Consider the following 25205-nt stretch of genomic DNA (forward strand, 5'->3'; position numbering starts at 1 on the left):
ACATGGCTAAGGGTATAGAAATTCGCGAAGCCCATTTTCCGGGCCGCGCACCGATTGATGCCTATGGCAATGGCGGATTCCGCTTTGCCGATATGTCGCATATCGGTTCAATCCTTTGCCTGCCATCCGGTATTCATGGCTGGAAGCCGCACACACCGCCCATTATTTCGGTCAAAGATCTGGGCGCTATTCTGGAACAGGCGAATGATATCGAAATTCTGCTTGTTGGAACGGGTATAGATTTGCGCCGAATCCCGGAAGATGTGCGCGCTATGCTACGCGAACATCGTATTTCGTCTGATCCGATGAGCACAGGCGCTGCTGTGCGCACCTATAACGTTTTGCTTGCAGAAGATCGTGCGGTTGCAGCTGCGCTGCTTGCGGTAGACTGAACTTATGAACCAGAATGAAGAATATTGCCTGGCGCTTTTGCGTGAGGCTGACCGGGATCGTTATCTTTCAGTGCTTTATGCGCCGGAAGAAAAGCGGGGTGCGCTTGCGGCACTTTATGCATTCAATGCGGAAATTGCGCGAATTCGCGATCTGGTTCATGAGCCATTGCCCGGTGAAGTGCGTCTGCAATGGTGGCGTGATCTGATCAATGGCGAGGCGCGAGGAAGTGCTGAAGCACATCCTTTGGCAGCAGCACTGCTCGAGACGATAAGCAAATATGATCTGCCGCGCATGGCTTTCGATAATTATTGCGAAGCGCGTATTTTCGATCTCTATGATGATACGATGCCAAGCCGGAATGATCTGGAAGGCTATTGCGGAGAAACCGCTTCTGCTTTGATTCAGCTTGGCACACTTATTCTTGATCGTAATGCTGCGCAGGCGCAAACGGAGACGATTGGCCACGCAGGTGTTGCGCAGGCGGTTACTGGTCTGCTGCGTCTTCTGCCGATTCATCGTCGTCGCGGACAGCTTTATGTGCCTGCGGATATGTTGCAGGCAGTTGGTGTGTCGCGTGAAGCAATTCTGGCTAATGACGACAAATCTGCCCATGAACGGGTTATTAGTGTGATGATCGCGCTTGCACGCGAACATCTGTCGATTTTTGATAAGGCAAAGAAAGATTTGCCGAAAAGCCTCGGCCCGGCATTTCTGCCTATGGCGCTTGTCCCGGCCTATCTCAATGCCATTGAGCGATTGGGCAGCAAGGCCGCCGATCAGGTTGCGGACCTTTCGGCTATACGAAAACAATGGCTGATGTTTAGAGCTGGTTTTTAAACGAATAAGGCGGTTTTCTGAAAAGGAAAACCGCCTTATCTCATCGATCTTTATTTTATTTCTGAACTATGCGTTGTTGCTCAGCCATTCCTTAAAATCGGTCAGTGCGCGTGCAGACAAAGCACGCTTTTTCGCAATCGTCTTTTCCTTGCCGCGAAGGCGCTTGCCTTCAGTTTTTGGCACTTCGATTGGCGGGAATAGGCCGAAATTCACATTCATCGGTTGGAACGAACGCTTGCCCGGCTCTGCATCATCAGCAACGATGTGACCGCCAGTGATGTGGCCGAGCAGCGCACCAAATGCAGTGGTGAGTGGTGGCGCGACTGGTGTTTTGCCAAGCTTTTCGGCAGCGGTGAAACGCCCAGCCAGAAGACCAATGGCAGATGATTCGACATAGCCTTCGCAACCGGTGATCTGGCCTGCAAAACGCACGCTTTCGCGTGATTTGAGACGCAGCACATTATCGAGCAGCACTGGCGAATTGAGATAGGTATTGCGGTGCAAGCCGCCAAGACGGGCAAATTCTGCGTTCTCAAGACCGGGGATCATCTTGAAGATACCGGTCTGTGAACCGTATTTCAGCTTCGTTTGAAAACCGACCATGTTGTAAAGCGTGCCAAGCGCATTGTCCTGACGCAACTGCACGACAGCATAGGCCTTGACGGTCGGATTGTGCTCATTGGTGAGGCCCATTGGCTTCATCGGGCCATGGCGCAAAGTTTCAGCGCCGCGCTCTGCCATGACTTCGATTGGCAGACAGCCATCAAAATAGGGCGTACCTTCCCATTCCTTGAAATCTGTCGTGTCGCCTTCGATGAGGGCCGCAACGAAAGCCTCATACTGCTCCTTGTCCATAGGGCAGTTGATGTAATCCTTGCCGGTGCCGCCTGGGCCAACCTTGTCGTAGCGCGACTGGAACCAGCAGACATCCATATTGATCGAATCAAAATGCACGATCGGCGCGATGGCGTCGAAGAATGCCAAAGCATTCGCACCGGTTTGTGCCTGAATAGATTCAGCTAATGAAGGCGCCGTCAGAGGGCCAGTCGCGACAATTGCCTGACCCCATTCTTCTGGCGGCAAACCAGTGATTTCTTCGCGTTCAATGGTGATCAGCGGATGCGCCTCAAGCTTTGCGGTCACAGCCTGCGAAAAGCCATCGCGATCGACCGCCAAAGCACCACCGGCCGGGACCTGATTGGCATCGGCGCAGGCCATGATCAGCGATCCCGCAAGGCGCATTTCTGCGTGAAGCACGCCAACAGCATTTGTTTCAGCATCGTCCGAGCGGAATGAATTGGAACAAACCAGTTCTGCAAGATTATCTGTCTTGTGCGCATCGGTGCCGCGAACGGGGCGCATTTCATGCAGAATAACTGGCACGCCAGCTTGCGCAAGCTGCCATGCGGCTTCTGATCCAGCGAGGCCACCGCCGATGACATGTACGGGGGAGAGATTTGTATCTTTTGACATGGCAATCCCATACCTCCTTTGCATGCCGCCTTCAATGGGAGAAGAGCGTCGCGGTAGTGTAAACAGGTGCCAGAAAAACTAATGGCATCCATCGCGGGAGGAGGTGCGATGGATGCCATTATTGTCAGACCGGAATTGGGAGGAGGAGAGTCCGGTCCTATAGTATCGCAAAGCTTGGGAGGAGGAGTGCTTTGCGACGAGCCGAGCCTGATGGGAGGAGGATTCAGGCCCAGCAAATTTGAATTCGTTTTAAAGTCCGTTAGACTTAACGACCCTTGGACTGACGCGCTACATATGGGATGTCTGCGCGGGAAATGCCAAGATCATTGAGTTCGCGAGTCGAAAGCTGGTTAAGCTCGTTGACTGTGTCGCGGTAACGGCGCCAATTGCTGTAAGAGCGGATAAGGTTCATGGTGGTATTCCTTCATCGTTGAGGAACTGATTATCAATTCATCTTGTTTGTTGCTCATGATATAACGCATTGTTTTCGCTACTTGCAGACCCAAGTTTGCATAGCTGCTTTGCGGCCTCCGCACGGCGCTCTAAATCGATTAGACTGGTGAAGCACAAAATTGCCGTGATGGGTTAGAACGTATTTGTTTGCTGGCTGGTGAGTTTCCTATATGTTCTCAGCTATTTGGTAGGTTGATACCGTCAACGGATAGGTTCTTCGGGAGTTGTTTTGTCGTTTTCAGTTTCAGTAGAGCGCCTCGTCGCGCGCTGGCAGCAAGAAGGCCTGATCGATGCAGATACAGCATCGCGGCTGAACGCTGACCTTGAAAAACGTGGACCCCGGTTCAGCCTTGGTTCGGTTCTGGCAACACTCGGCGGGCTTTTGCTGGGTGCCGCCGTCATCATGTTGGTGGCGGCGAACTGGCAAGATATGCCGCGCATGGCGCGTATCGGCTTGATCTTCGCATTGATATGGGTTTGCTATGTCGGTGGTGCCTGGCGGCAGATGCGCGGTGATACTGTGTTGCCGCAGGCTCTCTATATAATTGCCGCCGCATCATTCGGTGCCGGTATCGCGCTTGTCGGGCAGATGTATCATATGTCGGGCGATGTGCATTCTGCTGCCGTCGTCTGGGCGGTTGGCGTTTTTGCCTCGGCCTTCCTTCTTCGTTCTTCCGTGCTCACGGCTTTTGGCGCGGCAGTCGCTTGCTTTTATCTCTCAACCTACTTTTTCGACAATGATTATGGCAGTCTGAGCTATCGCTGGATCGGGCCCTTGTTAGTTCTGGTGGGAGCTATTGCTGCACGCTTCACACAATCTCGACATGCGGCGCATATATTGTGCCTGTTTATTTTGGGATGGGCTGCACTTCTTTATTCTGAGAACGAGAGTCGTTTCATTCTCGGTATGATGTTAATTGTTGGCATTGGCTTCATGCTTGCGGATGCTTTCGCACATGACCCACTTCAGAAACTGACACGCTTCGCACATCCGCTTGCATCTTACGGGCTGCTGCTTGCATTGCTGGCGTTGGGTATTCTCCAGCTCGACACCATGCTTTCGACGATCTTCGACAAAGACGTGACGCAAGATGTTGTCTTTGGCATTATCATTCTGGCGCTTGCCGTCGGTGCGCTCGCATTATGCGGGCGGGATAATGGCAGCTTACGTTCGATTGCTTACGCGGCTTTTTCATTTGAAGTGCTTTATCTGGCTTTTACAACCGTCGGCTCAATGATCGGCACGTCGGGCTTCTTCCTGATCGCCGGTGTTCTGGTTCTTCTTCTTGCGGCCTTTGTCCGCCGTATGGAAAACAGGTTCGGACGAAAGCGCCAAGGGGAGTTGAAGCTATGAGCTTATTAAAGAGTAAGTGGCTTTATGCTGGTGCGGTTGTCGCTGCCGCGCTTCAGACAGGCATTCTTTACGCAAGCATTGAGGAACGCGCCTCTGTACTGCGCTCTGGTCATGAGGTCGTACTGCAGACGCGCCCTGTTGATCCTCGCGACCTGATGCGTGGTGATTATGTGATCCTTGGCTATGACATCGCGTCGATTGATCGTAAGTTGATCATTGGGTCGCCTGTCGACGGCTCTCGTACTGTTTATGTATCTTTGAAGCCTGGTGATGGCGGCATTTGGCATGTTGCGCGCGCATCTTTCACACCTTTTACGGACCTCACCTCGGATGAGGTGCAGATTCGTGGAGAATCGACCTATGCGATTTCAGACTATCCAGATGCCACACTCACTATGCGATACGGCATAGAGCGATATTATGTGCCTGAAGGAGAGGGGCGTGTAATTGAGGATGGCCAGCGTGATTTGGAAATTACCGCGGTGGTTGCCGTTAATGATGCAGGGACCGCTGTTATCAAAGCTTTGCGTGATAAAGGAACCCAACTTTACGAAGAGCCGCTCTATTAATCGGGCTTTGAATAAAAAGAGCTTGGCTAAAGCGATAAGATCGCTATATAGGGGCGGAAAGCACGAAGGCGCTTCGGCTTGAAAGAGCTGAAAATCAATCTTGCAAAACGGCTTTTTTCCTTTGAACCGGGAAAATTGAGTGTTATAGAGACGCGCGCTTTCGAGAGGCGGTTCAATACCTGAGACGATAATGTGTGTTCGGTGGAATACACTTCGGTTCAGAAGCGGATATGGCGAAATTGGTAGACGCACCAGATTTAGGTTCTGGCGGGAGACCGTGGGGGTTCGAGTCCCTCTATCCGCACCATAACTTTCACATAAAAAACCAGCTAAAGCATTGTAAATAAACAATAAATCTACAATTGAAAAATTGTAGATTTACAAGCCTGTCCGAAATTGTGATACATAACGCGCTACATGGTGGGTTTTTTACGCTGTTTTGAGGTGCGTTTATGGGGCGGTTTACGAACAAAAAGGACCCAGATCGGTTCCTGTTCGAGCGGGCTGGCAATTATTATTATCGTCGTCGTGTCCCCGGAAATATCTCTCATGTCGATGAGCGAGCGCCAACGATTCGCGTTTCGCTGAAGACGGACGATCTGGCGCTTGCCAGATCCAAGCGTGATTTGATGGAAGAGGCTGACAATATCCTCTGGGCATCGATGATCATGGATGAGCCGCGTGATCCTGCCCGCGCGCGCTATGAGGCTTCTATGCGCCGAATAGAAGCGCTTGGACTTACTTACAGATCCTCGCATGCCATGGCCGCAAATTCTTCGCTGGAAGAGATTGTAACGCGGCTGGAAATGGTCGCCACGCAAAGGATGCCGCAGGAACTGGCGCAAGGTGTGGCGGGCATGATCCCTGTGCCACCTGTGACTGTCAGCAAGGCATTCGAGATCTACTGTGATGAGATCGTTCCCGATGAGCTGGTCAATAAAAGTACTGTCCAGAAAGCGCAGTGGAAGAAAGTGAAGTTGCGCGCAGTGAATAACTTCATCCAGATCGTCAGTGACAAGGCGATGATCGACATCACACGCGATGACGCGATGAAGCTCTATCGCCATTGGCTGGAACGGATCGCCCCGAAGGCTGGCAAAATCACTCACTCTGCCTCTTCAGGCAATCGTGACATCGGCAACATGCGTGTGCTGTATGACGCGTATTTTAATTACATTGGCGAAGAGGGAAAGCAGAACCCGTTTGCGCGCCTGAATTTCTCGAACAAGAAAAAGCGTTCTCGTCCGCCGTTCCCACGTGAATGGCTGATCAGCACGATTATGAAGCCGGGCAATCTCGACACGCTGAATGACGAGGCGAGGGGTATAGTGTTGGCGCTTATCGAAACTGGTGCACGGCCAAGTGAACTGGCAAACCTGTCCCCTTCATCGATCCGCCTGTCGCATAAAGTGCCGCATATAGCTATTGAGCCGCGTGATGATCCGGATGATCCGCGTGAGATTAAAACCTCGTCGTCGGAGCGTATTGTGCCATTGGTGGGCGTGGCGCTGGCTGTGTTCCAGAAACACAAAGAAGGTTTCCCACGCTACAGGAACCGCGAGAATGACCTGTCAGCAACCTTGAATAAATATTTTAAAGAAAACAGCCTGTTTCCAACGCCAAACCATAAGATCTATTCGTTCCGCCATTCCTTTGAGGATCGCATGAAAGAGGCGAATATTGATGACGAGCTGCGGCGGATATTAATGGGGCATACAATCGAACGCCCACGCTATGGCATGGGCGGGTCGCTTGAATGGCGTCGTGATGAGTTGAAGAAAATAGCACTGCCGTTCAGCTCTGTAATTGTGTGAGTATCGATACGAAAATCTGGATTTCCAGAATCGTTTAATTGATTATAAAGTTTTAAAGAATTTGGGGTGGGTTTGAGATGGATGCAGAAATAAGCAAAAATGCTCAATTGCATCGTGGTGAAGTTGTGGACTTGTTCTGTGGTGTGGGCGCACTGAGTCACGGTCTCAAGCAATCAGGACTTAAAATTGTTGCTGGTTATGACATAGATGAAGGATGTAAATTTGCCTACGAGGCCAATAATGATGCCGAATTCATCACTCAAGATGTTGCTTCTCTGAAGCCAGAACAAATTAAAAAGCATTTTTCAGGTAAGGTGCCATCTATTCTTGCCGGGTGCGCGCCTTGTCAGCCTTTTTCGACTTACAAGCAGCGTTACGATGAGGATCCTCGCTGGGACTTGGTAACAAGTTTTGCAAAGCTGGCTGTGCAAGTCATGCCTGATTACATAACCATGGAAAATGTGCCATCTTTACTTAAGTATAAAGATGGAATGGTCTTTTCTCAGTTTAAAAGCACGTTAGAGGCCGCTGGTTATAGCGTTTATTATTCTATCGCTAAGTGTGAAGATTATGGAATACCGCAAAAGCGTCGCCGTTTAGTTGTTCTGGCGTCGCGTAGCGGACAGGTTCCTCCACTTGAGGTTACTCACAAAGAGCCGCTAACTGTCGCAGACGCGTTAAGTGCTTTGCCTCCTATTAAAGCGGGCGCTGAAAATTCAGTGGACCCGTTGCACGTATCATCGGCGTTGTCTGAGATTAACGTAAAACGTATTAAAGCGTCGAAGCCTGGAGGGACGTGGAGGGATTGGCCCTTCGCGCTCCGGGCAAAGTGTCATCAAAAGGCATCGGGAAAAACCTACTCTGGCGTTTATGCTCGTATGAAGTGGGACGAGCCAGCGCCAACAATGACTACCCAATGCTATGGGTTCGGCAATGGTAGGTTTGGGCATCCTGAACAGGATCGAGCGATATCATTGCGGGAGGCTGCTATATTGCAGTCGTTCCCTGCCGACTATAAGTTTTTGCCTACGGGAAAGCGCCCAAGTTTTACAGAGTTGGGACGCTGGATAGGTAATGCAGTTCCAGTGAGGTTGGGCTACGTCATTGGAAAATCTATCACACAACATTTGAAAGAGCGGGGCGGGAACTCGAGTGTCAAACCAGCATCAGTTTAAGTTTGAAGTAGATATCAATGTAATCAATCATCTTGGTGTGGGATTGTATAGTTCCACGCCTGCGGCACTTACTGAGCTTGTAGCGAATTCTTGGGATGCAGAAGCAAGTAACGTTTGGATTGACGTAGACATCGAAAAGAACCAGATCGTAATTGAGGATGACGGACATGGCATGGATGCTGTCGCAATTGCGAAAAAGTTTCTACATGTGGGTTACTCTCGACGTCTCGCCAGCAACACAAATAAAAGTGCCTCCGGCCTGCGTAATGTTATGGGGCGTAAGGGTATAGGAAAGCTGTCAATGTTTGCGCTTTCCAACCAAGTTAAAGTTACATCCCAAGTAAAGAATTTTTCTCCTATTGCGTTCGAGATTGATGTTCCTGAGTTGAAGAAAAATCTACAGGCGAGGCAGCCTGTATTGTTGAATGAATTTACTGCAACGCCTTTGAAGAGCGGCCATGGAACGCGAATTGAGTTAACAGACGTTCTAAAGACTTTAAACAAGACCGAAAAATACTTGCGTGTAAAGCTTGCTAGACGATTTAGTATTTTAGGCTCAGTTTATGGATTTAATGTTTATCTTAATGGGAATGAAATTAAAGAGACTGATCGTGATATCTTTGATCATATTCAGTTTCTTTGGGCGTTCGATTCCGCATCGTTGGATCGCGTGAAAAATATATCACCTAATATTGCAAAGATCCCAAAAGACGGCGCAGACTTAAAAAAACTCACGGAATCAGACAAGCTGCCTTGCATTGCAACGCTCAAAGATACTTTGCAATTACCAGACGGTAGTAGCGCGAAAGTTACTGGATATATAGCAAGTGTTGCTCGCCCCAGAGATCTGGGGTCGAAGGAAGACAGCGCAAATATGGTATCAATATTTGCAAATGGAAGAGTGTTTTCCGAAAATATATTGAGTGAAGCCAATAGTGCCAAGTATTATCAAAGTTACCTTGTTGGCGAGGTTCATGCCGATTTCCTAGATGATGATGATGTAGATAGAGCGACCGCAAGTCGTGAAGCAATTAAAAAAGATGATCCTAAATATAAAGCGCTACTAAAATTCTTGTTTAAGAGCTTGGATGATATCTCGGGTCAATGGGATGAGTGGCGATCCGCACTCGATCCGAATGATGGACCGGATTCAAATCAAGCAGTTACTGAATGGCTGGAAACCATTGATGACAACCGTGACCTGAAAACCGCTAAGCGAATAGTTATGTCTATTCGTAACGCACGAGTGCATTCAGATGAAGCTAATAATGATAGGGCAAAAGGAATACTGTATCGAGGTGCTATTATCGGCTTTGAAAAATTGCGGTTGAAAAAACAACTTGATCAATTAACTGCTATTACTGACGTTTTAGGTCCCGAATTTGCAGCAATATTTACGGCGCTCAACGATGTTGAAGAGGCCGCTTATGCCGACATCACAAAGCAGCGGCTCGAGATTATTAAGAAATTTGAAGATATAAAGAATAGCCCCACTGAACTTGAGAAGGTAGCTCAAGAGTATCTATTTAAACATCTTTGGCTGCTGGATCCATCATGGGATCGAGTAACTGGTAGGGCGGAGATGGAACAGACACTCACTCAGCACATCAAGAAGGTGGATCCAGATGAAACCGGTGCTCGATTGGATATAACCTACAGGTCAAGTTCGGGGCGTCACGTTGTGGTCGAACTCAAGAAGCCGGGAAAAACAAGTTTGAAATATGATGATCTGTATGATCAGGCGCGAAAATATAGAAGGGCTGTTGAACAATATTATCGAGATCTGATGCCGAGTCATCCTCAACCAGCGTTAGATATTTATTTGCTTGTTGCGAAAGTGCCGACAGGTATGGACGTAAAAGATATTCGCTCAATGGCAGAGCAAAATGCAAAAATTATTACTTACGAGCAACTAATAACTGATGCTAAAAATTCTTATCAAGAATATATTGATGCTAACCGAAAAGCCGGAGCTTTAGAAGGAATATTGTCGCGTATTTGATGCTATTAGCAGTAAGTCGAGGTGTTAACCTCGGCTTACTGTGTTAGAAGCGTTTTGGCTTTGATACGGTTGATCGCTTTTGCGACGATTTCATCAACGTCTCGCAATCCCTCCAGCTCGCTTTCCAGCCTTTGCCAAAGTGGGGCACCAAGGGCCGCTTCACCATTGCGCGCACCGGCCATGATGTTTGCGAGGATGTCGAGCGCGTTTTCCACGCGCTCTGCTGTCATTGGAGGTTTCTTGCGAGTTCTGGCCATTAGTCAGTCTCGACAGGCTGTCCGCTTTTGAGCGTGTAAAAAGTGTCGGGCTTGATGCCGTCGCGGCCCGCGATACCTGACCAAACGGAAACGATTTCCATTCGCTCATTCCGCTCGACGAGGAACAGGGCACAGCCTTCCTTGCCGCGCACCTTGCCCTCGTAACCTGTTGCGGTGGCAGCGCTCCGCCATCCTGTTGCGGTGGCAGCGCTCTGATCGCCCGATGCGGTGGCAGCGCTCTGGAAGCCTGTTGCGGTGGCAGCGCTCCAGTTACCCGATGCGGTGGCAGCGCTCTGGTGGCCCGATGCGGTGGCAGCGCTCCGAATACCTGTTGCGGTGGCAGCGCTCTGATATCCTGTTGCGGTGGCAGCGCTCCAGTTACCCGATGCGGTGGCAGCGCTCCAGCTACCTGTTGCGTTGGCAGCGCTCTGATAACCTGTTGCGGTGGCAGCGCTTCGATCACCCGATGCGGTGGCAGCGCTCTGATCGCCCGTTGCGGTGGCAGCGCTCCACCATCCTGTTGCGGTGGCAGCGCTCCACTGGCCAGTCACGGTCGCAACAGATCTGTTGCCATGGACTTTGATAAGTTCACGCTCTCCGGTCGCATGATTGCCGTCCACGCGCTTCGTCCGGTCGATGATGTACCGAACAGCTGCGGCGACAAGATCTGGAATTTTTAGCTCACACTTGATGGTGATTTCTGCGGCGGCAATCTTGGTGTCGCCACCTTCTTTGCTGGTTTCGCCAGAAAGTTCTACTTCGCCAAAGCGACTTGTTGCAGGAGCATAATACTTAAAAATATCAAGAGGATATTCGCAAGCGTGAAAGCCCTGCTCGCACGCAATAACCGGACCGTCATGCGTGTAGCTTTTATTCAGTTCAAACTGGAAGTTGCGGCACTGAAGTTGAGCGTCAAAGCCCTTGAACGCCAATGTATTGGTCATCACGGTTTAATTCCCTCTCGCGGGTTGATTTGAATGCATGGATAAGTCTGTCTGCCGCTATGCGCGGGATCGCCTCGCGCCGGTCTGGCGCGGCGGTGTGTGTAATGAGGTCGGCTGCGGCTCTCAGAAGCCCGTCAATCAGGGCGTCTAATGTTTGGTCTGGCCTTAGTCCGAGGTCGCGAACGTCGCGCCATTGCAGATAAATTGTGTCTAAAAGGACTTGCCGTGTTTCGTCTGAGACGGCTTGTTTCAGATCGTGGTTAGCCCTTGGATTCGACAATTACGCAGATCAGCTGTTTTGCTCTTCGAGCAATAATTGTTCATCTTCGGCCATGGCTTCTGTAATCGCTTTAAGCAGATCGATGCGAATGCCTTCTTTGCGTGAAATCTTGGGCTGCCCATTGCCAATGCGGCGCTTGTTCTCCGCCTCGATGCCATCAATCGCCTCCCATATGTCGTAAAGTTCAAGGAAGCCGATAAAGTCCTCACGATCCAGATATTCGGGAACCTCAGTCATCGCCAGAAGCGTAGATTCCAGAATGCCGCCGTCCCACAAGTCGGCATTGTCGCAATAGCCCTCAGCTGACATCAGGATGTTAAGTGCCTTGATGATGGCTTCGCGTGGCCTGTTCTCGACAAGCTTTCGGAACATCTTAGCGGCATAGATCTGGCCGGGCTTCTTTTTCTCGCTCGAAGCGTTTGACAACATCAGCTTGCAACCACCTTCGATTGCAATGCTATTGCATTCCACGGCCCACGGTTCGCCAGCTGCGAGCGCAGCCTTCAGCAAGTTGAGTGTCGTAACCTTGGTGACGTTACCGTTGACTGCTGCAAAGCTCGCAGCCTGCTCAACTGGCGACATCTGCACGATCTGGCATGGTACTGATTTGTAGCCGCACATCGCTGCGGCATGCGCTCGGTGCTGCCCGTCAATAATGGCAAACTGACCACCTTCAACGGGTGCGCAGAGAACTGGCGAAAATCGCGACCACTTGAAGCCGTCGGCAATCTGGCGAATGTTTTTCCAGTTGTGAGGCGAAAGTGGTCGTTGATAGTCATCGTCGATCACGAGCTGCCCGATTTCCACCCATTGCAGCATCGGCGCTGGGCCTGCATCTGCTGGTGAAATCTCAACTTTGGTTGAGGCGACTTTACGAAGATTGCTCATACTAGCCCCACAATCTGCGCACCAACTATGGTAACTACGCAAACGCTGGCGATAAGCGATGCGATTGCGATCATATGATCATGCTTGCGGTTGTGTGCCTGATAAGCGGCTGGAAGATTGAACCCGCAGTCAACCTCGGTTTTGAACTGGATTTCGTCATGCATGGTCATGCATCCTTGCCGGTTGTGATTGGCATTGGCCGCTCGCTCGCTTCGAAAAATCTGCACGATGATGCGTGGTGCGGTATGAGCCGTTTTGCCTTGTTGAGAATAGGTTTGAGGCAGTAAGCGTCCTTCGGCTTGCCGGGATGCTCTTTGTGCCGCTTGCTGTTTCGCTTCGGGTTTTCGATCTTCTCGACGACATTTCCATCGGCGTCTTTGAGGCGTTTTTTTTGCCCCATAGCTTGCACTCACGGCAGGTTGTCCCTTGCGGACCTGTCCCGGCGATGTGTGCTTGTCCGAGGAATGTATTGCTGATCGGGCAATCAAAGTCCGCAGCCGTTAAGTGCGGCGTGATTGAAAGATGCGCTGCCATTAAAACCTCCATCAACAAGAGGCCGGATCAAGTGATCAGGCAAGGCTCGCGATTTGCTTGATGGACAGGCGGCGGGCGAGTGCGACAGCACGTTCGCCAAACTTCTCCACGATGTCGTGGGTGAAGCCATAATGCGCCAATGTATCGGGGGAGACGTTTTCGCCTGAGAATGCCATTTCGCGCATCGCTTCAGCCATTCTGATGACAACGCTATCGCGGCAAGTCAGGGCAGGTTTTGAAATAGGCTTCTGTTTAAATTTAATCATGGCTTGCTCTCCATCGTGCATAAATTGGCAGAAGTGGATGCGCTGTAACTCAAAACTCAATCAGCGCATCCATCTGTTCGGGGCAAGTAAATAGATATCGGTAAAATAACCGATATGCAATAGTATCCGGTAAAAAAACCGAAACAGGAAAACAGAAAAGTGCGATGAAAATTTCTAAATGATTGTTCTGATTTGAAAATTCGGTCAAAAAAAACCCCGCCTTGGCGGGGCTTATGGGCTGTTGAAATCGATCACATATCAATAATCGATCTTTTTACTCGGCCTATTATTCGAATTGCACCTTCCAAGTATGGGGGCTCTATTTCTTCGTAGGAAGCAGGCTGAAACTGAGGATCTTCATTTGGGCGATATCGCTTATAAGTCGCTTTTCCGCTTTCATCGCAGATAACGTAGCACCCGTTAGCGACTAGCCGCTTGTCGTTCATGTTTACAAAAATTATGGAATCCGGTGGGCTGATCTTATTCATCGACGGCCCGTCAACGCGCAGCGCTATCCAGTCTCCTTCGGGCAAATTAACTGCGGGGATAGTTGGATGATCATCTAAACGCCCGACAGGATCTTGGTGAGTAAGCTCACCTGCGCTAATCCATGAAATCATCGGCACGTCTGAAATTGATGTCGGCTCAACCGAACCTTCTTCGTTGCCGGTTCCTTCTAACAACCAAGTTACGTTGGTTCCTAAGACGGGTGCTAGCTTCTCAAGCGTCTTGATGGAAGCGCCTCTGTCCTTACCAGCTTCGACGGCTCTGCGCATGTTGCGAATAGCTGAATCGCTTAGACCTGCAATCGTCGCGGCGCGTGATTCTTTTAGCCCGACGGCGTCGAGCCTTTTTTGGATGCGATTTAGAACTTCTGCTAACATAGTGGTAATATTACCGAAATTCAGATCCTGAGGGTATCGATAAAAAAACCGAATAGCTTGGTTGACATTATCGGTAAAATAACCGATTTTCTTTTCATGTTGGAAATCGAGCACCTTCTGATCCTCATTGATGGCTATAAGAACGCGATTGGCTTGCAGGACAAAACTGTCAGCAGTCGTATTTTTGGCGACAGCAAAAAAGTTACATCACTTCGCAGTGGTGGAGACCTTACGGTTTCACGACTTAATGCAGCGATGCGGTGGTTATCGACTAATTGGCCTGATGGTTTGGTTTGGCCGGTTGCGATTTTCCGACCTGAGTCTGTATCGCCTGATTACCTCCAATCAGGCGTTGCTGGGGCGCAGGACCTGCTGAACAAGGTGGAGGCGTAGTCATGGCCGAATATGATCCATGGAACGCTCAACCAGTTGATGGGCAAAGAGCACCGAGGAAAACCAAGGTCGAAAAGGCCAAAGAGGTTTCTTCTAACGTGATTGCCGTCGGGCAGCTCCGCGCTTTTATTGAGCGCATTGAACGGCTTGAGGAAGAAAAGAAAACTATCGGCGACGACATCAAGGATGTTTACGGCGAACTAAAAGGTTCCGGCTTCGACAGCAAAGTCGTCCGCACGATTATCCGTCTCCGTAAAAAAGAAGACCATGTGCGCCATGAAGAGGAAGCGCTGCTTCAGCTCTACATGGATGCTCTTGGCATGTCGTGAGGTGATGTCGATGAAAAACTTCATCCTTAAACATGACCTCTTTTTCTCACTTCTTCTCGCCGTGGTCTGTGTTTTGGCTGCGGCGTCTCTTTTTGTTGCTGTCGTCTGGCTCGCGGAGGCTCGCTGATATGGACAAGTCAAGCTTTAAACTCTCGGTTCGTATGAATGCCAAATCCTATGCCAGCCTTTCGGCAATGGCTGAACGCAAGGGCTATAAACCAAGTGTTTTTGCGCAGATGCTTTTTGATGCCGCATTTGCTGCTCGCGTCGGACAAGAGCGTGGTGCACCAACATCAGACCGTGAACTGGATCTGCATGTCCGCTTTGCCACTGCAATTACGGACGGTGTCGGGCCTGAGACCTTGGAAAGGGCGGTGCTTCTGCTTGAAAGCCATCGCGCCAAGGTTGCTGCATCTGCACGCAAGGCTCGGAAAAGTGAGGCGCGGACATGAGTTATCCAGCGCACCCCCTTGCTGACATGTTTCCGATGATCCCGGAAGCGGAACGGAAGTTGCTTGCCGACGATATTGTCACCTACGGACAGCGCGATCCAATCATCCTACTTGATGGCATGGTGTTGGATGGTCGCAATCGTCAGTGGGCCTGCGGGTTCGCTGAAATTGAGCCGATCTATGAGCAATATGCTGGCGGCGATCCGCTTAACTTTGTCCTCTCGAAAAACCTACATCGACGCCATTTGACTGAAAGTCAGCGCGCACTGATTGCTGCTGCAATTGTCGATTGGGAGCGTGGCGTCAATCAGACGACTGCCGGGCCTGCAAATTTGCAGACCCGCCGCGCCGCCGAAAAGCTATCGATCTCTGAACGCGCCGTTTATTCTGCTAAGCGCATCCATGAAAAGGGCGCGCCAGAGCTGCTCGACGCTATCCGCGCTGGCAAGGTGACAATCCATACCGGCGAGGCGATTTCTGAGCTGCAACATTCGGAGCAGGCCAAGGTCATTCGCGAGGAAAAGAAAGCGATTGTCGCTAAGGCCAAAGCAATCCGCTCCGATCAGCAAAAGGTCAAGCATGCTGTTCGCATGACGACCATGGGTTTGATTGCAGATCGTGGCGCGGCAACGGCACCGGCAGAGTTGGGCCGCGTCTATCCGGTCTATTATTTCGACGCGCCATGGCAATTCGGCGTTCATTCGGAAGTGACAGGGCGCGAAAAGAGCGCAGAAAATCATTATCCGACGATGCCGACAGACGACATTGTTACGCTTATGTCGAGGCTGATCGGCGGCACCAATCCTGCTGTTTGTTTCGCATGGGCAACCAATCCGATGCTGACAGATGCGCTGCGCGTGCTGGATGCATGCGGCTTTACCTACGTGCATCACTGGATCTGGGACAAGGAAGTCGCAGGGACTGGCTATTGGGGTCGCGACCGCCACGAGCTGTTGCTGATCGGTCGGCGCGGCGATGTCGCGGCACCTTTGCCGGGCACCCAGCCTGAGACCGTCCATCGCGAGCGCAAAGGCAAGCACTCAGCCAAGCCGGCATTCTTCGCGGAACAAATCGAGCGGCTTTATCCCGATTTACCGAAATTGGAATTGTTCTGCCGCGATCCTCGACCGGGCTGGGATTCATGGGGTTTTGAAGCTGCGGGGAGGGCTGCGGAATGACCGACACCATGTTGCCGATCCTTCGCGCCATGCACGACGCAGGTACCGACGCCGAACGCGCCGAAATTCTGTTGACGTGCCCGATTTCGATCATGTTGAAATATCGGCAGGTGCTGGAAAGCTCTTGCGAGCGGCATGGCTTTGACGCTGGCAGTGATTATCTGACCTGCTTTTACGCGGCCATGCACGAGACGCGCCATCGCGGCGCGATCAAGGGTGCCGCGCTCAAACACGCGCAGGGCCATTTGCTGTTGCTATGTGGCGCGGTGTCGCCATGAGCGCAGAGGGTATCGAACTTCGTCGCATCCGGGAAAAACTGGCAGCGCTGAATGGCGATGACTGGCAGCTGTGCTGCGAGGGCGATGTGTCGTTTGTCGAAGCAAAAACACGCCACGGCGAACTCAACAGGATCGCCACGTTTCATCCCGGCGCAACGCCTGATGAGATTGACATGGTCGTCAGTGGGCCACGCATGGCGGCATTTATGCTTGATCTGGTGGATCGCGCGATTGCCGCTGTGCGACAGGCCGCACCACGGCAGAACGCTCCGCGACAGGGCCGACAGCACAAGCGACGCGACTTTGCGGCTGAGGCTTCAATGAAGTGCAATGACGCTGTTTTCAAGGCGTTTCTCGAAGAACAGCACGGCCTTGAGCGGCCATTAACATCGGATCGTGCGGCGCAACGGCTGCGCTCGATCCTCAAGATTAAATCCAGAAAAGAACTGAACGAAAACAGCGCTGCCGCTGAACGCTGGCAGAATTTCCGCGCTGCTTTCGAAGCATGGAAGAGGGCGGGGCGATGAGCATCACCGTGATGTCGCAGATTTTCAAGAAACAGATGGGTTCGTCGAGCCGTAAAATGCTTGCTGTGCGTCTGGCGGACTTCGCAGACGACAACGGGCGCGGGATCTGGCCGTCTGTAAACACGCTGGCGCGTGAAACAGACCTGTCAGAGCGCACCGTGCAGCGGCTTTTGCGCGATTTTGTGGAAGAGGGGCTGCTTGTCGTGGTTTCCGCTGCCAGTGGCCGTCCGGGTGAGGCCACGCGCTATGATTTCAATATGCGCACGCTGATCGGGCTTCGCGATGCGAAAGCGCCAATCGACGGGTGTCATGGTGTCACCGGTGACACGGTGTCACCCGTGACATTGACGGCAGAGACGGGTGACATTGACGACGCAGACGGGTGTCATGGTGTCACCCGAACCGTCATAGAACCTTCAGATAAACCTTCATCTGAGAGAGAGCGCGAAAGCGAGCAGGAAGGGAAGGAAAACCGTAAGGCAATCGAGCGAGCTTTCAAAAAAGCTTTCCACACTTGGCCGACAGCAGTCACCGACAGCGAGCCAGATGCATTTCGGATCTGGAATACGCTCACCGCTGAGGAGCGCTTGGCAGCTTCGGAGGATGCCAGCCGATATGTCGAAGCCGCTAAGGCAACCGGTCGCAAGGTTGTTTGCTCCTATGCGGTCTATCTCCGTGAAAAGCGCTGGGAAAAGCTTCCGGCCAAAGCTGCGACGGCACATTCGATAGATTCACAATCGGCACCTGCTGCACCGCTAGGAAAGATATGGGGGGCGAGAGTTTATGAACTTTTGCTTGCCGGGCCTTCGCGCAGCGTCTCACTCAACGATATCGAGCGCAGCGTAGCAGAAAGCGGTCGTTTTACTGAAGATGAACTTCTTCTGGAAAAGCAGGCGCGCCAAGGGTTTCCATTAGTGAATGAGCTTTTTGAGCGCGCATCAAACCGACGTGGTGCTCTCGTTCCATCGCGACTCCAGGCAATCAAGGATTTGCTCGTGCAGGTTCGCATTGGTGGCGACGAATGGACAGCTTGGGAAGTGTTTCACAAACAGCGTGGTTGGCCTTGGTTATCGAACACTGGCACCGCTGAGTGGGCCTATTTCCCGGCTGGTGGCCCTGATGGATTAAACGGTTTCGAGATCGCTTTGAGGGGATTGGGTGAAAATGATGGCAATTGATCAACGTCAGATCGACACTGCAATAGCATCAACGCCTAGTGAGGCTCATTGCCGGGCGATTGATAAGGTGCTTGCAGAGCGTCGTCGCATCGCTCGTTTAAGGTCTGTGGCAGCGAATCGTTTGAGTGATGATTCTCCTTGGCTAGTGCTTCAAGTCGCATCAGGACGTGAATTTACGGTTCGTGATGCTCTATCAGATGAAAATATTGAGGTGCTTGTCCCCATGAAAATGGGGCCGAAAATTCGCAGGCAGGGGCGCGAGATACCGGCAAAACAGCAACCCGTAATGAATGGTTATGTGCTTGTTCGCTGCGCCATAAGCAATGAATGCATTGCTGGTTTATTGAGCTTTGATGGTGTGAGTTCTGTTCTTGGTGGATACGAATCGCCATTTCTTGTGAGCGCGGAAAAAGTCATTCTTTTCAAGGTGAAAGCCGAAGGAGGTAAATATGATCATGAACACTTCTACCGCAAGTTTGTAGGTGTGAAGTGGGTACGAATCGCAGATGGCCCGTTCGCAGGAACTCGTGCTGAACTGATCTCAGGCGGCTCCAAAGGTAATGGTCTGGTGGTTGTTGAGTTCGCCATCATGGGTAGGTCGGTCGCGATGACTTTGCCTATTGCAATCCTCGAACCGTTGTGAGTTTAATCCGGTCACTGGATGATCCGGTTTAGATAGTGATCCTCGATACACGGTAAAACGTGGGGACAAGTTCCTGAGGTGGCCACGCTCGGACCCAGCCCTGACAGTCTCAATAACGAGACACCGAGTCAGGGCCAGTGCGTAAGCTATGTCTGCAATTCTCTAATCACATTGAGCGCCCTTTGAGGCGCTCTTTCGATTTCTATAGAGGCCGATCATGACGACGATTACTGCACACTGGGCCGATAAGCACCTGTTGCTATTCAGCACTAAAGTTGACCAGCTCAATAGAGGATTTCCGAAAGTCCTTCCACGCATCGTCAATCAGGTCGGCAATCGAGCAAAGACGCAGGTTATCCGAGCGCTGACAAAGCAGACCGGATTGCAGCGCAAGGTCATCGTGAAGGCGATTGGCGATCCGGGTGTCGCAAGGCCGGGCAAACTTTCCTATGACATGGTCACACGAGGCGGTAACATTCGCCTCAAATACCTTTCACCTCGTGAAACCCGCAAGGGTGTATCGGCCAAACCATTCGGGCAGCGAAAGATTTTCGCCGGTTCATTTATGAAGGGCGGCAAGTTTCCAAACCGACAGGTTGTTCCAAAGTTCAACGGTCACGTGTTCCAGCGCATCGATAAGGCAGGCAAGCGTTTGACCTACACGCGCTCCGATGTTCGTATCCCTTGGGAAATGACAACAGGATCAACCAAAGCTGCATTCGAAAGAACGGCAGCACCTTTGCTTCAACAGCGTGTTGATGCAGCGATCAAGAAGCTGTTGCCATAGCGGAAACACAACAAGTTAATATAAACCATTGAAAACGTTGCGCTTTATTGGTCATTTGATCGAAAATGGCCTTGGATCCCGACCCCACCCCCTCCATTGGGTCCTTTTTCAGGTCTGGCAGGCTAGCGGGTGAGCGCGACTGCGGGATTTCGACCTGTGTAATATTTCATAGGGGGATTCCCCCGCCATTTGGATGGAATCGGAATCAGATGGCAAAAGGCTATTCAGACGAACTGCGGCAACAGGTGATAGTCTTCATCAATGAGGGCAACACGGTACGGCAGGCGGCAGAGAAATTCAGTGTCAGCCCCAGCTTTGCAGCGAAAGTGCATAAAAAGCATGCAGATCAGTCGGAAGCACCGTTGTTTATTGCTGATCCAGAGCCGGAAGCCGATGAAGCGGCGGTCGATGATGGCACGATAACTGCAATAGACCTTGCAGAACTGATCGGGGTTTCAAAGCGATCTGTATCCGATTTCGCTGATCGTGGAATCATCGTGAAGACAGGACGGAATCGCTACGACCTGCGCAAGTCAGTCCAGCTTTACTGCGAGCATCTCCGCGCTATGGCGGCGGGCCGTGGTGGCGAGAACGTAGACACGCTGGCGACAGAGCGAGCGCGTCTGGCACGCGAGCAGGCAGATCAGGCCGCGATGAAGAATGCAGCCATGCGCAAGGAACTCATCACCGTTGCGGAAGTGAGGCACGAATGGGTGTCCATTGCTCGCCGGATTCGAAACGTTGTCATGTCAGTACCGTCGCGATGCCGACAGATGCTGCCCCACCTCACAACATACGATGTTGATCTGATCGATACGGAAATTCGAGCAGCGTTAGCGGAGCTTGGCGATAAGGACGATGACAGCGGCGCTGATGACATTGCGACAGGCAGTTTGGGAGGCATTGACGCCTCCGCCGAAACTGAAGCTGTCGGACTGGATCGAGAAAACGGTTTACCTTCCTGAAGGTGTTTCGTCGCTTACGGGTCGGGTGCGCCTATGGCCTCCGCAGCGAGAGATTGCGGACACCATAGGCGATAGCGCAATTGAACGGGTGACACTGGTAAAGCCTGTTCGCGTCGGTTTCACCACGCTGCTCACCAGTGCCATGGCAAGTTTCTGTTCGAACGATCCTTCGCCAATCCTGTCCCTGTTGCCAACAGAGGCTGACTGCCGCGACTATATGGTTTCGGACGTTGAGCCGATCTTTGATGCGTCACCGGATCTGCAAGGTCTGCTGACTGGTGATGTCGATGAGGGCGGTCGAAACACTCTGCTTTCTCGGCGCTTTCCGGGTGGCTTTCTGAAAGTTATTGCTGCCAAGGCACCGCGCAATCTTCGTCGACATAATGTCCGCATCCTCTTTATCGACGAAGCGGACGGCATGTCGGCAACGAAGGAAGGTTCGCCGATCCTGCTCGCAGAGCGTCGAACCCTGTCATTTGCGGATCGCAAGATCGTAATGGGATCGACACCGGTCTACGAAGAAACCAGCCATGTGCTGCAAGCCTTCAAGGATTCGGACCAACGCATTTATGAGGTGCCTTGCCCAGAGTGCGGGCATTTCCATGAGATCCAGTGGTCAGACATTCACTGGCCGGAAGGCGAGCCGGAAAAAGCTTATTATGTCTGCCGCGAGTGCGGTTCGGTTGTCGACGAGCGCCATAAGCCGGGCATGGTTACGAATGGCCGATGGCGGTCGCTCAAGCCTGATGTGAAAGATCATGCCGGATTTCGCATGAATGCCCTGATTTCGCTTCTGCCGAATGCATCATGGGGGCGTCTGGCGAAGGAATTTGTTAGCGCGAAGAACGATCCTTCGAAGCTGCAAACCTTCATCAACACGATCCTCGCGCAAGGCTGGAAGGAAAACACCGACGAGCTGGACGACATCGAGCTTGCGAGCCGGGCGGAAGATTTCAGTCTGGTCGCGGAAGCGGCTGAAGATGAGAGTGAAACGGATACTACAGGTATCCCCATCCAAGTTCTCATCATCACGGCAGGTGTCGACGTGCAGGATGATCGTTTGGAAGTCACCTTCATTGGTTGGGATAAAGAGGGCATTCCTTACGCTCTCGGACACGAAGTGATCTGGGGTCGCTACGACGATCATACAACTTGGTCAGAACTGGATGTCGCTCTTGGTACGCAGTGGGATCATCCGCTTGGCGGCAAGATCAAGGTTGAAGCAACCTGCATCGACAGCTCGGACGGCGAGACGATGGAAACCGTCTATCGTTACGCATTCCCACGGTTCCGCAGGCGCGTGTTTGCGATCAAGGGTGTCGGAGGTAATAGGCCATGGATTGAGAAATCCAAATCGACGGTCAAGGGCGGCAAGCTGTTTATCGTCGGTGTCGACGGTATCAAAAGCCATATCTTCGGTCGCTTGGCGCGTACCAGCTCCATGCGTTTTTCGAAAGCTCTGCCGGATGTTTGGTTTGAGCAACTCGTGGGTGAGCAATTGGTTGTCAAGTATTCACGCGGACAGACGATACGGCAATTCGTTCCGGTGCCTGGACGGCGACACGAAGCGCTTGACTGCACAGTCTACGCCTTTGCAGCCCGGCAGATGGTCAATGCCAACTGGGCGCATCGCGAGGGCGAACTTTCCACACCACCAGAAACCAAACGGGTTTCAATCATACCAGAAATCGCGCCTTCCGAATGGCTTTAGCCGGGATGGCATTCTCGCGCGAGCGGGCAAAATATGGAGATAGACCATGTTCGGTAAACTCATGCGAGCCGCTTACGATACGGTGACGTTGCCCGTCGCAGTAGCGGCAGATCTTGTTACATGTGGCGGCGCCCTGAGTGACAGAGACGAGCCATACACCGTCGAAAAAGCTAAGCGGATTGTCGATGATGTACTGACCGCTGGCGACGATCTGGCGAAGTGAGGGCACGGCATTGGCAGCATCACTCGACGATCAGATTGCAGCGCTTGAAGATGCGATAGCAACGGGCGCGAAAAAAGTCATCTTCCATTCGGGCGGCACCCGCCGCGAGGTGGAATATCACTCCCTCAAAGATATGCGAGAGGCGCTTGCGGATCTCAGATCCCGCAGACAAGGCCGGTCGCGTATCATACTGGCGGCATTAGACTAATGGGCATCACCAATATTCTGGATAAAGCCATTGGCTACGTTTCACCCCAGTCCGGCTTGCGCCGTATTCAACAGCGTGCTGCAATGGAGATTGCGCAGCGTAGCTACAGTGGTGCGGAAACCAGCCGGCTAAAATCTGGCAGACGGGCGAAGTCCACGTCGGCTGATGCCGAGATAACGCGGGCGGGGCGCGTCCTTCGGGATCGTATGCGCGATCTTGTGCGCAACAATCCTTATGCCGCGAAAGCTGTTTCAGAACTTGTCAGTCATGCCATTGGTGACGGGATCATTCCCAGATCCAAGGATAAGGATCTGAACAAGCTCTTCCTTGAATGGGGCAAACATTGTGATGCTGATGGCGATCTTGATTTCAACGGCATCGTTGCGCTCGCGGTTCGTGAAATGTTTGAAAGCGGCGACGGTATCGTGCGCCGTCGTCGTCGCCGAATTGAGGATGGACTGCCAGTTCCATTGCAATTGCAGGTGCTGGAATCAGACCTGATAGACACCACGAAAGAGGGTGTACTGTCTGGCGGCGGCAAAACCATTCAAGGCATTGAGTTTGATGCCATCGGACGCAAACGCGCCTATTGGATGTTTGGTTCGCACCCCGGAAACAGCTTCTTTGATCCGCTGTCGACCATTGTTTCCAAGCCGGTGCCTGCGGCTGACATTGCGCATGTTTTTGAAAAGCAGCGCACGCAGGTGAGGGGTGTGCCATGGGGCACGCCTGCAATGTCAGACACGTTTGATCTGGCTGAATATGAGCAGGCCGAGTTAGTTCGAAAGAGGCTGGAAGCTTGTCTCGTCGGTGTCATGACGGGTGGCGATATTGACGACAATATCGGTATGCCCATGACAGGTGATGATGGGAAAGCACTTCAACCGGGCCTCTACAACGCTCGCGGGCAGAGGGTTGAAAAGGTTGAACCGGGCATGTTCCTCAATGCTGTCGGTGGCCGTGATATTAAGTTCTCGCAGCCTGCTGTCACTGACAGCTACGACCCTTACAAGACTTCTATGTTGCATACGGTGGCTGCGGGTTGGCGGGTTCCGTTCGCTCTGATGACCGGCAGGCTCGACAAGGTTAACTACTCGTCGAGCAAGATCGGACTGGAAGGCTTTCGCCGGATGATCTCAATGTTGCAATGGCAGGTGATTATTCCAATGCTGTTGCAGCCTTTGTGGGACTGGTTTTGCGAAGCCGCATATCTGGCTGGCGAGATCCAGACGCCGACCGTGGAAGTCGAGTGGTCGCCGCCTCGCTTCTATTCAGCAGATCCGCTGAAGGATGTGAAAGCGAGAGTTCTGGAAGTCCGCGCCGGTTTCCGCTCCCTTCCATCCGCAATTGCTGAGACGGGTGAAAATCCAGAAGACGTGATCGACGAGATTGAGGCGTTCAACAAAAAGCTGGATGACAAGGGTTTGATCTTTGACAGCGATCCGCGCCGCATCTCGCAGGCCGGGCAAACGCAACAAAACAGCGACTCTGATGATCCTCCCGACAAGGATGAAAACGATGACGAAACTTAATCTGCGCAAGATGCCGGATAGTCTGCCAATGCAGATGCAGGAAGTTCGCTTACTTCCCTCCGGCATTAATGCCGAAACACGTACGGTTGAACTCGTCTGGACAACGGGTGCCACAGTTCGGCGCCGTCGCTATGTTGGCTGGGATACGGTCGTTCCATTCGATGAGGTTCTCGTTGTCAGCGACAAAGCGATTGATCTCACGCGCATGAATGCGGGCGCTCCCGTTCTCGACAGTCATTCCGCATGGTCAACGTTTTCGCAGGTCGCTGTGGTTGAGCGCGCGTGGATTGATGGCGGTGAAGGTAAAGCGAGTATTCGCTTTCCCAAAGCTGGAATTGATGAGCGGGCAGATCGAATGTTCGGCCTTGTGTCCGATGGCATCATCAAGAATGTGTCGGTTGGATACTCTATCGACAAGATCCGCGTCGAGGAAGCTACTAAAAAGGGTGAGGTCGAAAAGGTTATTGTCGAGCGCTGGACGCCGAACGAAATTTCCTTTGTGACAATCCCCGCAGATCCTGATGCGCAGGTTCGCTCGCAGGCGGGCACATTCCCGCTCTCATACGAGGGTGCAAGCTTTTCGACCGCCGCAGCTGCTGCACGTATGAGAATGGCGGAAGCTGTTCGCCGCATCGGCTGACAATCACGACAATTTATCAGTTTGCCGCCTGCAACTCC

General features: G+C 51.9%; 31 protein-coding genes and 1 tRNA gene. 23 read left to right on the plus strand and 9 right to left on the minus strand.

Going from position 1 to position 25205, the window contains the following annotated elements; genetic code table 11:
* The first annotated feature begins 2 nt into the window (after positions 1–2).
* Together U2P60_RS14150 and U2P60_RS14155 are read left to right on the plus strand one after the other, a co-directional pair.
* On the plus strand, positions 3–392 hold the full coding sequence (locus tag U2P60_RS14150; RefSeq protein ID WP_413573086.1) for an Mth938-like domain-containing protein: 390 nt from the start codon (positions 3–5) through the stop codon (positions 390–392).
* Between the two features lie 4 nt (positions 393–396).
* On the plus strand, positions 397–1230 hold the full coding sequence (locus U2P60_RS14155) for a phytoene/squalene synthase family protein (RefSeq protein WP_413573087.1): 834 nt from the start codon (positions 397–399) through the stop codon (positions 1228–1230).
* Positions 1231–1296: 66 nt separating this feature from the next.
* On the opposite strand, the gene trmFO is transcribed toward U2P60_RS14155, so the two are convergent.
* Entirely contained in the window at positions 1297–2703 is a 1407-nt protein-coding gene (gene trmFO, locus U2P60_RS14160; RefSeq protein ID WP_413573088.1) for a methylenetetrahydrofolate--tRNA-(uracil(54)-C(5))-methyltransferase (FADH(2)-oxidizing) TrmFO, read from the minus strand.
* 265 nt (positions 2704–2968) lie between these two features.
* Positions 2969–3115: a DUF1127 domain-containing protein gene (locus tag U2P60_RS14165; protein ID WP_250039747.1), complete on the minus strand. Its 147-nt coding sequence runs from the start codon at positions 3113–3115 to the stop codon at positions 2969–2971.
* A gap of 270 nt (positions 3116–3385) precedes the next feature.
* On the opposite strand from U2P60_RS14165, the gene U2P60_RS14170 reads away from it, so the two are divergent.
* The 6 genes from U2P60_RS14170 (at position 3386) to U2P60_RS14195 (ending at position 10070) form a co-directional block, all read left to right on the plus strand.
* Entirely contained in the window at positions 3386–4510 is a 1125-nt protein-coding gene (locus U2P60_RS14170) for a DUF2157 domain-containing protein (protein WP_413573089.1), read from the plus strand.
* Entirely contained in the window at positions 4507–5079 is a 573-nt protein-coding gene (locus tag U2P60_RS14175) for a GDYXXLXY domain-containing protein (protein ID WP_413573090.1), read from the plus strand. The genes U2P60_RS14170 and U2P60_RS14175 overlap by 4 nt, the downstream gene beginning before the upstream one ends.
* 224 nt (positions 5080–5303) lie before the next feature.
* Positions 5304–5386 (plus strand) — tRNA-Leu (locus U2P60_RS14180).
* A gap of 145 nt (positions 5387–5531) precedes the next feature.
* Positions 5532–6893 (plus strand): DUF6538 domain-containing protein, encoded by a 1362-nt coding sequence (locus U2P60_RS14185; RefSeq protein WP_413573091.1) that lies wholly within the window; start codon positions 5532–5534, stop codon positions 6891–6893.
* A 77-nt stretch (positions 6894–6970) separates the two neighbouring features.
* Positions 6971–8068, plus strand: coding sequence for a DNA cytosine methyltransferase (locus U2P60_RS14190; protein ID WP_413573092.1), 1098 nt, complete (start codon positions 6971–6973; stop codon positions 8066–8068).
* On the plus strand, positions 8046–10070 hold the full coding sequence (locus U2P60_RS14195; RefSeq protein ID WP_413573093.1) for an ATP-binding protein: 2025 nt from the start codon (positions 8046–8048) through the stop codon (positions 10068–10070). The genes U2P60_RS14190 and U2P60_RS14195 overlap by 23 nt, the downstream gene beginning before the upstream one ends.
* A gap of 35 nt (positions 10071–10105) precedes the next feature.
* Here the strand turns inward: U2P60_RS14195 and U2P60_RS14200 are convergent, their stop codons facing one another.
* The 7 genes from U2P60_RS14200 to U2P60_RS14230 all read right to left on the minus strand — a co-directional run bounded on the left by U2P60_RS14200 (position 10106) and on the right by U2P60_RS14230 (position 14237).
* A complete protein-coding gene (locus U2P60_RS14200; RefSeq protein ID WP_413573094.1) occupies positions 10106–10300 on the minus strand; it encodes a hypothetical protein in 195 nt (64 codons plus the stop codon).
* Positions 10301–10326: 26 nt separating this feature from the next.
* Complete coding sequence (locus U2P60_RS14205) at positions 10327–11271, minus strand: hypothetical protein (RefSeq protein ID WP_413573095.1); 945 nt, start codon at positions 11269–11271, stop codon at positions 10327–10329.
* A gap of 289 nt (positions 11272–11560) precedes the next feature.
* Positions 11561–12439, minus strand: a complete 879-nt coding sequence (locus tag U2P60_RS14210; protein WP_413573096.1) for a ParB N-terminal domain-containing protein — start codon at positions 12437–12439, stop codon at positions 11561–11563.
* A complete protein-coding gene (locus U2P60_RS14215) occupies positions 12436–12603 on the minus strand; it encodes a hypothetical protein (protein WP_413573097.1) in 168 nt (55 codons plus the stop codon). The genes U2P60_RS14210 and U2P60_RS14215 overlap by 4 nt, the downstream gene beginning before the upstream one ends.
* Before the next feature lie 2 nt (positions 12604–12605).
* A complete protein-coding gene (locus U2P60_RS14220; protein ID WP_413573098.1) occupies positions 12606–12839 on the minus strand; it encodes a hypothetical protein in 234 nt (77 codons plus the stop codon).
* Between the two features lie 169 nt (positions 12840–13008).
* On the minus strand, positions 13009–13239 hold the full coding sequence (locus tag U2P60_RS14225; RefSeq protein WP_413573099.1) for a hypothetical protein: 231 nt from the start codon (positions 13237–13239) through the stop codon (positions 13009–13011).
* Positions 13240–13490: 251 nt separating this feature from the next.
* The gene (locus U2P60_RS14230) at positions 13491–14237 is read right to left on the minus strand and encodes a LexA family protein (RefSeq protein WP_413573100.1); all 747 of its coding nucleotides are present in this window, start codon (positions 14235–14237) and stop codon (positions 13491–13493) included.
* Here U2P60_RS14230 and U2P60_RS14235 point away from each other — a divergent pair.
* The 15 genes from U2P60_RS14235 to U2P60_RS14305 all read left to right on the plus strand — a co-directional run bounded on the left by U2P60_RS14235 (position 14220) and on the right by U2P60_RS14305 (position 25167).
* Positions 14220–14516: a hypothetical protein gene (locus tag U2P60_RS14235; protein WP_413573101.1), complete on the plus strand. Its 297-nt coding sequence runs from the start codon at positions 14220–14222 to the stop codon at positions 14514–14516. The two genes, U2P60_RS14230 and U2P60_RS14235, sit on opposite strands and share 18 nt — an antisense overlap.
* 98 nt (positions 14517–14614) lie before the next feature.
* A complete protein-coding gene (locus U2P60_RS14240; RefSeq protein ID WP_413573803.1) occupies positions 14615–14845 on the plus strand; it encodes a DUF2312 domain-containing protein in 231 nt (76 codons plus the stop codon).
* Positions 14846–14973: 128 nt separating this feature from the next.
* Positions 14974–15297, plus strand: a complete 324-nt coding sequence (locus U2P60_RS14245; RefSeq protein WP_413573102.1) for a hypothetical protein — start codon at positions 14974–14976, stop codon at positions 15295–15297.
* A complete protein-coding gene (locus U2P60_RS14250) occupies positions 15294–16475 on the plus strand; it encodes an MT-A70 family methyltransferase (protein WP_413573103.1) in 1182 nt (393 codons plus the stop codon). The genes U2P60_RS14245 and U2P60_RS14250 overlap by 4 nt, the downstream gene beginning before the upstream one ends.
* Positions 16472–16753, plus strand: coding sequence for a hypothetical protein (locus U2P60_RS14255; protein WP_413573104.1), 282 nt, complete (start codon positions 16472–16474; stop codon positions 16751–16753). Before U2P60_RS14250 ends, U2P60_RS14255 begins: the two co-directional genes overlap by 4 nt.
* Positions 16750–17280, plus strand: a complete 531-nt coding sequence (locus U2P60_RS14260) for a hypothetical protein (RefSeq protein ID WP_413573105.1) — start codon at positions 16750–16752, stop codon at positions 17278–17280. The genes U2P60_RS14255 and U2P60_RS14260 overlap by 4 nt, the downstream gene beginning before the upstream one ends.
* The gene (locus U2P60_RS14265) at positions 17277–18458 is read left to right on the plus strand and encodes a helix-turn-helix domain-containing protein (RefSeq protein WP_413573106.1); all 1182 of its coding nucleotides are present in this window, start codon (positions 17277–17279) and stop codon (positions 18456–18458) included. Before U2P60_RS14260 ends, U2P60_RS14265 begins: the two co-directional genes overlap by 4 nt.
* Entirely contained in the window at positions 18445–19101 is a 657-nt protein-coding gene (nusG, locus tag U2P60_RS14270) for a transcription termination/antitermination protein NusG (RefSeq protein ID WP_413573107.1), read from the plus strand. The genes U2P60_RS14265 and nusG overlap by 14 nt, the downstream gene beginning before the upstream one ends.
* A 217-nt stretch (positions 19102–19318) precedes the next feature.
* Entirely contained in the window at positions 19319–19888 is a 570-nt protein-coding gene (locus U2P60_RS14275; protein WP_413573108.1) for a hypothetical protein, read from the plus strand.
* A gap of 209 nt (positions 19889–20097) precedes the next feature.
* The gene (locus U2P60_RS14280; RefSeq protein WP_413573109.1) at positions 20098–20853 is read left to right on the plus strand and encodes a terminase small subunit; all 756 of its coding nucleotides are present in this window, start codon (positions 20098–20100) and stop codon (positions 20851–20853) included.
* Entirely contained in the window at positions 20747–22564 is a 1818-nt protein-coding gene (locus tag U2P60_RS14285; RefSeq protein ID WP_413573110.1) for a phage terminase large subunit family protein, read from the plus strand. Before U2P60_RS14280 ends, U2P60_RS14285 begins: the two co-directional genes overlap by 107 nt.
* Before the next feature lie 46 nt (positions 22565–22610).
* Complete coding sequence (locus tag U2P60_RS14290) at positions 22611–22787, plus strand: hypothetical protein (RefSeq protein WP_231194032.1); 177 nt, start codon at positions 22611–22613, stop codon at positions 22785–22787.
* Positions 22788–22797: 10 nt separating this feature from the next.
* On the plus strand, positions 22798–22995 hold the full coding sequence (locus U2P60_RS14295) for a phage head-tail joining protein (protein ID WP_413573111.1): 198 nt from the start codon (positions 22798–22800) through the stop codon (positions 22993–22995).
* A complete protein-coding gene (locus U2P60_RS14300; protein WP_413573112.1) occupies positions 22995–24527 on the plus strand; it encodes a phage portal protein in 1533 nt (510 codons plus the stop codon). Before U2P60_RS14295 ends, U2P60_RS14300 begins: the two co-directional genes overlap by 1 nt.
* Positions 24514–25167 carry an HK97 family phage prohead protease gene (locus tag U2P60_RS14305; RefSeq protein ID WP_413573113.1) on the plus strand — a complete coding sequence of 218 codons (654 nt, stop codon included), beginning with the start codon at positions 24514–24516 and terminating at the stop codon, positions 25165–25167. The genes U2P60_RS14300 and U2P60_RS14305 overlap by 14 nt, the downstream gene beginning before the upstream one ends.
* The last annotated feature ends 38 nt before the right edge of the window (positions 25168–25205 follow it).

Origin of the sequence: Brucella sp. H1_1004 (assembly GCF_047308065.1) — a bacterium.
GTDB classification, from domain to species: domain Bacteria; phylum Pseudomonadota; class Alphaproteobacteria; order Rhizobiales; family Rhizobiaceae; genus Brucella; species Brucella pseudogrignonensis_B.